General features: G+C 37.5%; 15 protein-coding genes. 14 read left to right on the top strand and 1 reads right to left on the bottom strand.

The annotated features are described in order from the left end of the window. Positions 1–14 precede the first annotated feature (14 nt). The 14 genes from IEV69_RS09180 to IEV69_RS09115 all read left to right on the top strand — a co-directional run bounded on the left by IEV69_RS09180 (position 15) and on the right by IEV69_RS09115 (position 10,885). Positions 15–455, top strand: coding sequence for a hypothetical protein (locus IEV69_RS09180; protein ID WP_188441728.1), 441 nt, complete (start codon positions 15–17; stop codon positions 453–455). A gap of 36 nt (positions 456–491) precedes the next feature. Next, the gene (locus IEV69_RS09175) at positions 492–1,145 is read left to right on the top strand and encodes a uroporphyrinogen-III synthase (protein ID WP_188441726.1); all 654 of its coding nucleotides are present in this window, start codon (positions 492–494) and stop codon (positions 1,143–1,145) included. A 40-nt stretch (positions 1,146–1,185) separates the two neighbouring features. Beyond that, positions 1,186–2,223 carry a uroporphyrinogen decarboxylase gene (hemE, locus tag IEV69_RS09170; protein ID WP_188441724.1) on the top strand — a complete coding sequence of 346 codons (1,038 nt, stop codon included), beginning with the start codon at positions 1,186–1,188 and terminating at the stop codon, positions 2,221–2,223. A gap of 9 nt (positions 2,224–2,232) precedes the next feature. Next, a complete protein-coding gene (locus IEV69_RS09165; RefSeq protein WP_188441722.1) occupies positions 2,233–2,736 on the top strand; it encodes a DUF6973 domain-containing protein in 504 nt (167 codons plus the stop codon). Between the two features lie 33 nt (positions 2,737–2,769). Continuing rightward, positions 2,770–3,672: an oxygen-dependent coproporphyrinogen oxidase gene (hemF, locus tag IEV69_RS09160; protein ID WP_188441720.1), complete on the top strand. Its 903-nt coding sequence runs from the start codon at positions 2,770–2,772 to the stop codon at positions 3,670–3,672. A gap of 28 nt (positions 3,673–3,700) precedes the next feature. After that, the gene (gene hemB, locus IEV69_RS09155; protein WP_188441718.1) at positions 3,701–4,690 is read left to right on the top strand and encodes a porphobilinogen synthase; all 990 of its coding nucleotides are present in this window, start codon (positions 3,701–3,703) and stop codon (positions 4,688–4,690) included. Positions 4,691–4,745: 55 nt separating this feature from the next. Continuing rightward, positions 4,746–5,090, top strand: coding sequence for a hypothetical protein (locus IEV69_RS09150; protein WP_188441716.1), 345 nt, complete (start codon positions 4,746–4,748; stop codon positions 5,088–5,090). 95 nt (positions 5,091–5,185) lie between these two features. Beyond that, on the top strand, positions 5,186–5,662 hold the full coding sequence (locus tag IEV69_RS09145) for a hypothetical protein (protein ID WP_188441714.1): 477 nt from the start codon (positions 5,186–5,188) through the stop codon (positions 5,660–5,662). Positions 5,663–5,803: 141 nt separating this feature from the next. Further along, a complete protein-coding gene (locus IEV69_RS09140; RefSeq protein WP_188441712.1) occupies positions 5,804–6,883 on the top strand; it encodes a CNNM domain-containing protein in 1,080 nt (359 codons plus the stop codon). 90 nt (positions 6,884–6,973) lie between these two features. Then, a complete protein-coding gene (locus IEV69_RS09135; protein ID WP_188441705.1) occupies positions 6,974–7,537 on the top strand; it encodes a LemA family protein in 564 nt (187 codons plus the stop codon). Positions 7,538–7,540: 3 nt separating this feature from the next. After that, complete coding sequence (locus IEV69_RS09130; RefSeq protein WP_188441703.1) at positions 7,541–8,488, top strand: M48 family metallopeptidase; 948 nt, start codon at positions 7,541–7,543, stop codon at positions 8,486–8,488. Between the two features lie 9 nt (positions 8,489–8,497). After that, positions 8,498–8,971: a methylated-DNA--[protein]-cysteine S-methyltransferase gene (locus IEV69_RS09125; RefSeq protein WP_188441701.1), complete on the top strand. Its 474-nt coding sequence runs from the start codon at positions 8,498–8,500 to the stop codon at positions 8,969–8,971. Positions 8,972–9,030: 59 nt separating this feature from the next. Next, positions 9,031–10,161 carry a serine hydrolase domain-containing protein gene (locus IEV69_RS09120; RefSeq protein ID WP_188441699.1) on the top strand — a complete coding sequence of 377 codons (1,131 nt, stop codon included), beginning with the start codon at positions 9,031–9,033 and terminating at the stop codon, positions 10,159–10,161. Positions 10,162–10,171: 10 nt separating this feature from the next. Further along, entirely contained in the window at positions 10,172–10,885 is a 714-nt protein-coding gene (locus tag IEV69_RS09115; RefSeq protein ID WP_188441697.1) for a 3'-5' exonuclease, read from the top strand. Positions 10,886–10,950: 65 nt separating this feature from the next. Here the strand turns inward: IEV69_RS09115 and IEV69_RS09110 are convergent. After that, positions 10,951–11,937, bottom strand: a 987-nt coding sequence (locus tag IEV69_RS09110; protein WP_188441695.1) for a GEVED domain-containing protein, incomplete at its 5' end; no start/stop codon positions are given.

Below are 11,937 nucleotides of genomic sequence, written 5' to 3'. Positions count from 1 at the left end.
ATTGATTAAATAAAATGAAAAAACTAATCCTTCCCACCACCTTCATTGCGGTAATGCTTTTGTTGTTTTCTTGTAAGACTTATACCATTCCCACAGACAGCTTTCGCGAGCAAATGATTAAGACCGAAACAAGAAACTTGAAAGAAGTAGAAATAAATAACCCTTTGAATTTTCACAACATAAAATACCATTCCAATAATTTAAATCAAATTATTGTTTTAGATAAAGACGGGAAGAAAATGTATTTAAAAAACTCTCCTTCAATAGAAATGAGAGTTACTCATATGAATGGAAAAAAATTTCATTTATATTTTGACACTGTAATATTGGAAAATGACACACTTAAAGGAGGTCGCTCTAGATTCATACAAGGACTTAGCAGAGAAATTCCAATGGATAGTATTGTAAAAATTGAAGTGCAGGATGGAGGGAAGAAATTTAATTATCAGAATTAACTAAGAACGAGACCCACGCCTCCGCGGGTGATTGATATGCCAACAGTATTGTCCACAAAAAAACTCACTGAAAGCCAGCGCAGCCTCTTGTTGCAAGCCGGCATCAGTTTGGTGGAATACAATGCTATAGCCATTAGACCCGAGTATTTTGAAGTGAAAACCAAAATTGATAACGCCATTATCACTAGTCAAAATACCGTAAAAGCTCTGTTAGATAAAAAAGTTCAGATTGAAAATTGTTTTTGTGTGGGTAAAAAAACAAAGGAATTGTTGGAGGGAAATGGCTATAAAGTAAAAGTAATGACCAATTACGGAAAAGAGTTGGCTGAAATCATTGTTGATAAATTTGCTGATGAATCATTTACTTTTTTTTGCGGAAATTTGAGACGGGATGAAATTCCGGAACTATTGAAAAAACATAAAGTAAACTTTACTGAAATTGAAGTCTATCAAACCGTTCTAAAACCCAAAAATTTTGAACGCACATTTGATGGTGTCCTATTTTTTAGTCCCAGTGCTGTGGATAGTTTTACGAAAGGAAATAACTTGAAAAACACGACAGCTTTCTGCATTGGAACGACCACTGCCGCTGAAGTTGGGAAATATACTAATGAAATAAATGTTGCCACAAAACCCACGATTGAGAATGTGATTGTGCAGATAGTGAAATATTTCAAAAAATATAAATAATATAGATGCGTAATATATTACGCATCCCACAAATAAGCATATGGAAAACCCTTCTTTAAAAAATGATTTATTCCTTCGGGCTTTAAAAGGTGAAACAGTTAACCGTCCACCGGTATGGATGATGCGTCAGGCCGGGCGCTATTTGCCCGAATTTCAGGAAATCAAAGCCAAATATGATTTCTTTACCCGATGTCAAACCCCAGAGCTGGCTTCAGAAATTACTGTGCAGCCCATTCGCCGTTATGGGATGGATGCTGCGATTTTGTTTAGTGATATTTTGGTCATACCTCAGGCGATGAATATTGATGTGGAAATGAAACCCGGTGTGGGACCATGGTTGCCTAAGCCTATTCGCTCCCAGAAAGATGTGGATAACGTGATTGTTCCGGATATTCAGGAAACCCTTGGGTATGTGATGGATGCCATCAAAATGACCAAAGAAAAACTGAATAATGAAATTCCGTTAATTGGTTTTGCAGGTTCGCCGTGGACGATTTTGTGTTATTGCGTTCAGGGACAAGGCTCAAAAAACTTTGACCTCGCCAAAGAGTTTTGCTTTACCCAGCCACTTGCAGCACACACTTTGCTTCAAAAAATAACAGACACCACCATCGCCTATTTGAAAGAAAAAGTAAAAGCCGGTGTCAACGCTGTTCAACTATTTGACAGTTGGGGCGGGATGCTTTCACCCTCAGATTATCAGGAATTCTCCTGGAAATATATGCAGCAAATTATTGATGCCTTGAAAGAGGAAACGCCTGTGATTGCTTTTGGAAAAGGCTGCTGGTTTGCGCTGGATGTTATGGCAAAATCCGGAGCTACTGCTTTGGGAGTGGACTGGACTTGTTCGCCGAGAAACGCGCGTTATTTAACAGGCGGCAACATTACTTTACAGGGAAATTTTGACCCCACACGCTTATTTTCACCACCGGCGGAAATCAAACGTATGGTCACTCAAATGATTAATGAATTTGGAAAAGACAAATACATCGTCAATTTAGGCCACGGTATTTTGCCCAATATTCCTTTGGAAAATGCAGGTGCGTTTATAGAGGCCGTGAAGGAATATAAAGGATAAAAAAATGATATGGCTGTTTGGAATCGAATTAAAAACCTAAACTTCAAACAGTTTTTTTCACTGGCCGGGACATTTATGAAACGTCCTACCTACTTTTTTCCAACCCACAGGGCGACTTTAAAAACAGTGCAGATTTGTGATCGATTGTTTAAAAAAGCCCATCATAAAAACAATGTGACCAATGCGTTCAGGCACGCATTGTGGAACGTGTTGATTGCAAAAAAGTGTTTTGCAAAAAATGATTCGGTGGAGAAATCGGTAGAATGGGCAAAAACCATTACCGATTTGCACGAAAAACTGGCTCCAAATGATGAACTGGAAATGAGTATGGATTTGCACAATAATGAAATCGGCAGAAAACTTTTCGCTGAAAAGCAAATGCAAAATATGGAAGAAGAAAGTATTATTGCTGTGCTTAAAGAAAAAATGCAAACTGCGGTGAAAGTGAGTTCCATTGAAGAAATAAAGGGAAATAAAAGTGAATTTGTTTATATTGAGGATTTGATAACTTAATAACGAGACCCCCGCCTTCGCGGGGGTAGGGGAATGAAAGAAAAATTTTACAACTACATACAGCAATTGCAAGACACTATCACTTCCAAACTAGAAGAAGTAGATAACAAAGCCTCATTTCAGGAAGATATATGGGACCGAAAAGAGGGCGGTGGCGGAAGAACACGAGTTATTGAAAATGGAAATGTTTTTGAAAAAGGAGGTGTGAATATTTCAGCCGTTCACGGGGAATTGCCCAAAGCGATGCAGGGGTATTTTAATGTACAGGATTGCGACTTTTTTGCTTGTGGATTGAGTCTTGTTTTACATCCCAAAAACCCCATGGTTCCTACAGTGCATGCCAATTGGCGTTATTTTGAAATGTATAACAAAGAAGGAAGCGTCATCGACAGCTGGTTTGGTGGCGGGCAGGATTTAACGCCTTATTACCTCTTTGAAGAAGATGCCATACATTTTCACAGCATTTGTAAAAAAGCCTGTGACAATCATAATCCCAATTTCTATTCGGAATATAAAAAGAAATGCGATGACTATTTTTACAACAACCATCGCGGGGAAGGACGTGGTTTAGGCGGTTTGTTTTTTGACTATTGCAAAGAAAAGAATGATTTCACAATGGAAGACTGGTATAACTTTGTTACCGAAGTGGGCGACAGTTTTCTGGAAGCCTATGTGCCCATTGTTGAAAGAAGAAAAGGGTTGCCTTACACTTCCGAACAGAGAGAATGGCAGGAAATTCGCCGTGGCCGTTATGTGGAATTCAATTTAGTCCATGATAAGGGAACCCTTTTCGGATTGAAAACCAACGGCCGCATTGAAAGTATTTTGATGAGTTTGCCTCCCACAGTACAATGGAAATATGACCACCATCCCGAGAAAAATACTGAAGAAGCTAAACTACTTGACGTATTAAAGAACCCGAAAGAATGGGTATAACTGAACACTGAAACTGAACACTACAACTATGTATCCACTAAGAAGAAACCGAAGACTACGCGCCAACGAGACGATAAGAAGTTTAGTGCGTGAAACCATCATAACACCCAATGATTTTCTTGTACCGCTTTTTGTGGTAGAAGGCAAGGGAGTGAAAGAAGAAATCGCTTCCATGCCCAATTATTACCGATTGAGTCTTGACAATCTTTCAAAAGAGGTGAAAGTGCTTTGGAGCTTAGGTTTAAAATCTGTATTGCTTTTTGTAAAAGTAGATGACAAACTGAAAGACAACAAAGGTACCGAAGCATTAAACCCCAACGGACTGATGCAACGCGCCATCAAAACAGTAAAAAATTCTTGTCCTGAAATGCTGGTTATGACTGATGTAGCTTTGGACCCTTTCTCAGTTTATGGTCACGATGGTATAATCCACGCCGGTGAGATTTTGAATGATGAAACCAACTCGGTTTTAGCTGAAATGTCCTTATCACACGCCAAAGCCGGAGCTGATTTTGTAGCTCCCAGCGATATGATGGATGGCCGCATTTTTGAAATCCGCACGCTGCTGGAAGACGAAGGGTTTCACAATACAGGTATCATGAGCTACAGTGCCAAGTATGCTTCAGCGTTTTACGGGCCCTTTCGCGATGCGCTCGATTCTGCTCCCGTGGATGTTCAAGATATTCCCAAAGACAAAAAAACCTATCAAATGGACCCCGCCAATCGGGAGGAAGCGCTTAGGGAAACTTTGATGGACATAGACGAAGGCGCAGACATTGTTATGGTAAAACCGGGACTTTGTTATCTTGATATAGTGCGTGAGATTGCAGATGCTGTAACGGTACCTGTAGCTGTTTATCAGGTGAGCGGTGAATATGCCATGCTCAAAGCCGCAGCAGAAAAAGGCTGGCTCAATCACGATGCCGTGATGATGGAGCAGGTTACTGCTATCAAAAGAGCCGGGGCAGGGATAATTGCTTCTTATTTTGCCAAGGATGTGGTGAAGTTGATTTCTTAAAATAATTATCTATACTTTAAGAATCACGAATCATTTTTTGTTGTAATCTTGCATTGTGAAAGTGCAAAAATATAATTGGCTACGTATACTCCCCCTGCTGTTGGTCTTCCTGCAGCCTGTCTTGTCTTTTGGTAATGTTTCATCGCTATCTTCAGAAATTATAAATACACAGGAGGAACTTGCTTTATTCAAAACCAAAAGCACGAAAGCAATTGTATTTCAGGAAGTCAATATTGCTTCGGTTGAGCTTGTTGTTTCTTCTGCTTCCATATACAAAAGTGGATTTTTAGGAAGCTATCATTCCATTACAACTAAAGATTCTGCTGAGGGTTCAAACTATCTCATCGACTTCAGGGGTGTATTAACCATCCAGATTTTTCCTTTCCATTTCTTTCTGTAAAGGTTCTTTGGTTTTTTCTAAAATCACTTCGTTGCTTTTTTAAAGCAATACAAACTTTTTACACAAAAATCAAACAACATAAAAATTTAAAAGAAATGGATATAGTATCAATTGAAATAGGCATTGGCCTGTTATTATTATTTGTAGTACCTGTTATTTACGCAATCACCAACCAATCCCGAAAAGAGAAAAAAACAGTTAAAAAAGTTGAGGATTTGTGCAAATCAAAATCAATTAAACTCAACGAAACTGGAATATTTCAGGCCTTATTTATTGGAATTGATGAGATCTCAGGTTATTTGGTTACTTCATCAGTACCTGTGAAAGAGAATCAAATTGAGCTTTTTGCACTAAGCTCTATCAATAAGGTTCAAATGATTAAGGAATTGGCACCAAAGACTTCCCGAACAAAAACTGAAGTCATAGAAAAAGTTGCTATTGAACTTCAATTTAAATCAAAAGAAACCCCCACCCATCAAATTGTGTTTTTTGATGAACAAGTAGGCACTGATGCACATCAAAGTTCTCATGAAGTTTCAAAATGGGTAAAATTAATTGAAAAACATTTATAATATATAAAAGCGGGCTCAAAAAAGCCCGCTTTTATGAATAAAAAACTAACAACTTTGTTGTAAATTTTGGAAAAATTTATTAAAATACTTCAACACATATAAGATTTATTAAGTAGCTTTGTATTAACTTTTAATACAACTATGGCCTTATTAATTGTATACGCATCAGTATCAATTTTCTTTTCTTTTTTATGTTCCATTTTAGAAGCTGCACTTCTAAGTTTTAGCCCCTCTTTTTTAAAAATGAAAATGAACGAGGGAAAATCCTATGCAAAAAAGTTAATTAATTTAAAAAAGGATATCGATGTTCCATTAACGGCTATTCTTACATTCAACACTATCGCTCACACTGTCGGAGCTATCCTTGTTGGAGTTCAGGCAGAAATTACTTTTGGTAGCGGTGACAACTCTGTGGCAATTATTTCTGCTATAATGACCTTTTTGATTTTAGTGCTTTCAGAAATCATTCCAAAAACAATTGGTGCCTCTTATTGGAAATCATTAGGTTCATTTACAGCCATAACTTTAACTATTTTAATCTTTCCTCTAAAGTATACAGGAATCATTTGGTTTTTAACCTTGACCACTAAATTAATTGGAAAATCTGCACACGTACATACCTTTAGCAGGGAAGAGTTTCTCGTTATGACACATACAGCCGAAGAAGAGGGTGTATTTGAGGAAAATGAAACCACCTTTATCAAAAACCTTCTAATTTTTAGAAATGTTCAAGCGAAAGATGTTATGACACCATTTTCTGTTGTAATCACAGAAGATGAAGACACCAGTATTGAAGAGTTTTATGAAGAAAACAAGCATTTAAAGCACTCCCGAATACCCATTTATAAAGAGCGATCCAACAACATTACAGGTTTTATTCTTAAAGATGATGTACTTGAAGAAATGATTGATCAAAAAGGTCCCGAACCTTTAAGCACTTTAAAAAGAGAAGTGCTTACAACATCCAGTGATACCCCCATACCTGAACTTTTTGAGATTTTGATTGAAAAACGCACACATATAACTATTGTAAGTGATGAGTATGGCAACCCCATTGGAATAGTCACCATGGAAGATATCATTGAGACTCTCCTGGGGCTTGAAATTATGGATGAGAGTGATAACGTAGCAGACATGCAAGCCATGGCTAGAAAAAACTGGGAAATTCGTGCCAAGCGTTTAGGAATTATAAGCCCAAAGTCTGACTCAGACTCCAAGTAAATCTTTTAAACAAATTTTGAAACTTTTTGAAAGGAAAGGCGTCAAATTGGCTATATTTGAGGATAGTAACAATTTTAATCAAAAGGAATTATGAGCAGCACATTAATTATTATCGGAATAATTGTATTACTCGGCATTTGGCTGGTATCAATTTATAATACCCTCGTTAGTTTAAGAAATCATCGAGAAAATGCTTTTGCAGATATTGATGTACAACTTAAACAACGCCACGACTTAATCCCTCAACTTTTAGGCGCAGTAAAAGGTTATATGGAGCACGAGCGGGGAACACTTGAAGCTGTTACAAATGCAAGAACACAAGCTATGAACGCCTCTTCTATCAATGAAAAAATTGAAGCTGAGCAACAATTAACATCTGCTATCAGGGGATTAAACGTGCAAGTAGAGGCCTATCCTGATTTGAAAGCCAGTCAAAATTTCTTACAACTACAAAATGAAATTTCAGACATTGAAAATAAACTGGCAGCAGTGCGCAGATTTTTCAATGCAGCTACTAAAGAGCTCAATATTGCTGTTCAGAAATTTCCCAACACTATTTTTGCAGGAATGTTTGGATTCAAAACCGAACCCATGTTTGATTTAGGGGAAACACAAAGGGCAGATTTAGACAAGGCTCCTGAGGTTAAGTTTTAAGCCGTGCAATTTATTGGCATACAAAAACAAATTCGCAGGAATAACCAAAAGTCTATTCTCCTGCTCATAGCATTTCCCTTACTGGTATTAGCTGCAGTATTTGCCGTGGTTTACTTTTTAACCTATGATGAATATGGAAATCCCAATCCTGATCTTGCAATTGATTTGTTTGTACAGGCAATTCCTTTTGTGACTGCAATCGTTCTTGTGTGGTTTCTCATCGCATATTTTGCCCACAACAAAATGATTTCTCTTGCCACCGGTGCCAAAACGCTGGAGCGAAAAGAGAATATGCGGGTGTATAACCTTGTGGAAAACCTTTGTATGAGTGTGGGTATGCGTATGCCGAAAGTCCAGATTATAGAAAGTGATGCTCTTAATGCTTACGCAAGCGGCATCAAAGAAAAGGACTACACAGTAACCCTTACCCGTGGAATTATTGACACACTTAATGATGATGAACTTGAGGGCGTGATTGCTCACGAATTAATGCATATTAGAAACAAAGACGTCCGCTTACTGGTTGTGAGCATTATTTTTGTGGGGATTTTTGCATTTGTGGTGCAAATCGCTTTCAGGGGTTTTCTCTATGGTGGAATGGGAAGCAGAAGAAACAACAGGGACTCCGGAAAATTAATGATTATCATTTTGATTGTTGCTGCCGTGGCATATCTTTTCTCTTTGCTATTTAAATTTTCTTTAAGCCGAAGAAGGGAATATATGGCCGACAGTGGTGCAGCTGAAATGACACGCAAACCCTGGGCATTAGCTTCCGCATTAAAGAAAATTGCACCTAATCATCACGTAAAAGTAAAAAGCGAGGAAGTACAACAACTTTTTATTGAAAACACACCAAAAGACACTTCGGCTAACTTTTTTGGCAAATTGGGTGGACTCTTCGCTACCCACCCTCCCATTGAAAAACGCATTCAGTTTTTAGAACAATTTTAATCTTCAGCATTGGAAACAGCATTCTTAAAAACTCCTTTGGGTATTGCTTCAATTGAAGGAGATGAAAAAGGCATCACACACATTTCAATTTTGGACGACCAGCAGTTGATTTCTGATGAAGTCCCTCTCAACCTGAGAGATTGTGTTTTACAACTACAGGAATATTTTGCCGGTGAGCGCCAGGAGTTTGATCTCAAACTCAATCCACAAGGAACCAAGTTTCAGCAAAAAGTATGGAAGACATTACAGGAAATTCCTTATGGAAAAACAATTTCTTATATGGAACTTTCTTCCAAGGTAGGCGACATCAAAGCAATTAGAGCCGTTGCTGCTGCAAATGGGAAAAACCCTATATGGGTTGTGATTCCCTGTCACAGGGTGATTGGCAGTGATGGTTCTTTAACAGGATATGCCGGAGGGTTGTGGAGAAAAAAACACTTGATAGAGCTCGAAAACCCTTCAAATCAAATATCCCTTTTCTAGAAAAGTTTCTTATTTAACATTTTTTGCTATTTTTATAGGAACAATCTAAATCTAAAGTATTGAAACGTTTACTATCTACCCTCCTGATCATAAGTGGTGTTATCATAATTCTAGCTTACCTTTTTGATGTCACATATTTATTTAAAGCTATAAGAACGATCTATTTAAAAGGTCATACTACAGCCTTTTTGGAAGATTACAAATCCTTTGATAATGACACCGTAAAGGCCGGTAGTTATCCGATATCTTGGCCGTTGCATTCAAGCTATAACGAGGTTTTACCTACAGAAAAATTAATTCAAACCCACGAGGAGTATGGCACTATTGCTTATTTAATCATTAAAAATGACAGTATATTTCATGAGGCATATTATGATGGTTTTGACAGCAATAGTTTAACAAACTCATTTTCGATGGCAAAAACATTTATTTCAGCCTTGTTAGGAAAAGCCATAATGGATGGACATATTCAAAGTCTTGATCAGCCTCTGGGAGATTTCTTTCCTAAATATAAAGACACAAAAACAACAGTTGGCGATCTTTCATCAATGGCATCAGGTTTGGATTGGGATGAACGATACTACAGTCCTTTCTCTATTACAACTAAAGCCTATTTTTATGATGAACTTGATAAAATGATGTTGGAGCTAGATATAGTAGAAGAACCGGGAATTGAATTCAAATACCTTAGTGGAAGTACTCAATTACTTGCTATGGTTATTGAAAAAGCCAGTGGAAAAAAAATAGCCGAATACTTTTCTGAAGCCTTCTGGCTACCTCTTGGTGCAAAAAACGATGCCCTTTGGCAATTGGACAGTAGTGAAAATGGCCTGGTAAAAGCTTATTGTTGTTTTGCCTCCAATGCTAGAGATTTTGCCCGTTTTGGAAAGTTATATAAAAATTTTGGTAAGTTAAATGGGAATCAAATTCTCGATTCCACTTTTGTCGCAACTTCAACACAAAGGCGTTTTCCTGAATCTCCTTATGGTTATGGTGTATGGATCAAAGAGTTTAATGGAAAGCATCAATATGCATTACGTGGACATTTAGGTCAATATGTGATGGTAATTCCTGAGGATAATTTAATTGTAGTTAGATTAGGACATATGAAGGGCCCCTTAAGTGATGATAATCAATACCCTGTTAATTACTGGACTTATCTTGAAGAAGCGTATGAAATGTTAAAATAAATTTAATGCTATGCTCAACAAAATAAACCTCGAACACATACTTTTTTTGGACATCGAAACAGTTCCGGTTCACGAGCACTTTGAAGATGTAGAGGACTCTGTTAAATTGCTTTGGGAAAAGAAAACCGAATACCAACGACGTGACGAGCATACCCCTGAAGAGTTTTATGACCGTGCAGGTATTTGGGCTGAATTTGGGAAAATCATCTGTATTTCAGTGGGTTATTTTGTATTGAAAGGTGATCTAAAGAATTTTAGAGTTACCTCTTTTTACGGTGAAGAAAAAACACTGCTTCAAGATTTTAAAAATCTGCTAGACACACACTTTAACAGTCCGCATAATGTATTGTGTGCACACAACGGCAAAGAGTTTGATTTTCCATTTATTGCAAGACGAATGATTATTCACCGTATTGATTTGCCTTCGAAGTTGAATTTGTTTGGAAAAAAGCCCTGGGAGGTTCCTCATCTGGATACGCTTGAGCTTTGGAAGTTTGGTGATTATAAACATTTTACATCCTTAAAGCTTCTCACCCATATATTGGATATTCCTTCTCCAAAAGACGATATTGATGGTAGTCAGGTGCGTGATGTTTATTATAATGAGAAAGACATTGACCGCATTATTCGTTATTGTGAAAAAGACACCGTGGCAGTAGCACAAGTCTTTTTAAGATTGAGAAATGAGGAAATTTTAATCCCAGAGGAAATCCTTACAATTTAATCAAAATGATTATAAAACAAAAAAGCCCGCCAAAATGCGGGCTTTTATTTTAATTTTATAAAGCATTACTCCTTGATAAAGCGTTTTCTAAATGTTAGTCCATTTTCAGTGGTAACTTCAACCAAATAAACACCACTGTTTAAATTTGAAACATCCAATATAGAATTAAATATTTGTTGAGTTACTACCTGACCTAGCATATTAAACACTTTTGTTTCAGCTCCAACAGCTTCCGATAGCTTTAAGTTTAAAACGTTTCCTTTTACTGGGTTTGGATAAACTTTAAATTGAGCTTTAGTATCATTGTTAGCTTCATCTCCGTTAAGGCCCTCGCTACCTGAAATTACAACGGTATAGTCTTCAACCTCACCATTAGAAAAAATATCACAAGAATTTGCAGAATTGTTTCGCTTCATTGAAATACGCATTCTGGTTGAACCTTCAAGTGCAGATGAAGGAATAGTAAAACTTCCTCCAACTGAAGAAGCATCTGTTCTGTTGATGTTGACTACCAGTTCTCCTTGTCCTTCAAAATTTCCATCTTGATTAAAGTCTATCCATACTCGATAAGTCTCTTTTTGACTTCTTCTAGGCCATCCTGGTATTATAGTAATTGAATTGTTGGATTCTTTTACTATAGTGGTTGACAAGTTTGTAAAATCTGCGTAGCCATCATTATTTCCCGAATTGTTATTGATATTCCCTAACTGAACTGTTTCAATCCATTCACTATTTGAGTTTGTACTGTAAGAATCACAATATGTTATACTACCACTTTCTGTAGTTATTGTAACAACATTGCTTGAACCGGATATGTTTCCGGCGGCATCTTTTGCCTTTACTGAAAAATCATACGAAGTGCTGGCCGTCAATCCCGTAACTGTCGTGGAAGTGCCCGTTACTGAAAACAGTAAGTCCGTGCCTTCATAAACATCATATCCCGTTACCCCCACATTGTCCGTCGAGGCAGTCCAGGCTAAATCTACACTGGTCTGTGTGACATCAGATGCCGTTAGGTTTGTGGGCGCTGTGGGTGCCTCTGTATCCGGAAG

It is taken from the genome of Planktosalinus lacus (assembly GCF_014640155.1).
In the GTDB taxonomy this organism is placed as follows: Bacteria; Bacteroidota; Bacteroidia; order Flavobacteriales; family Flavobacteriaceae; genus Planktosalinus; species Planktosalinus lacus.
The sequence above is the reverse complement of the archived record's forward strand: the minus strand, read 5'-3'. Positions and strand labels throughout refer to the sequence as shown.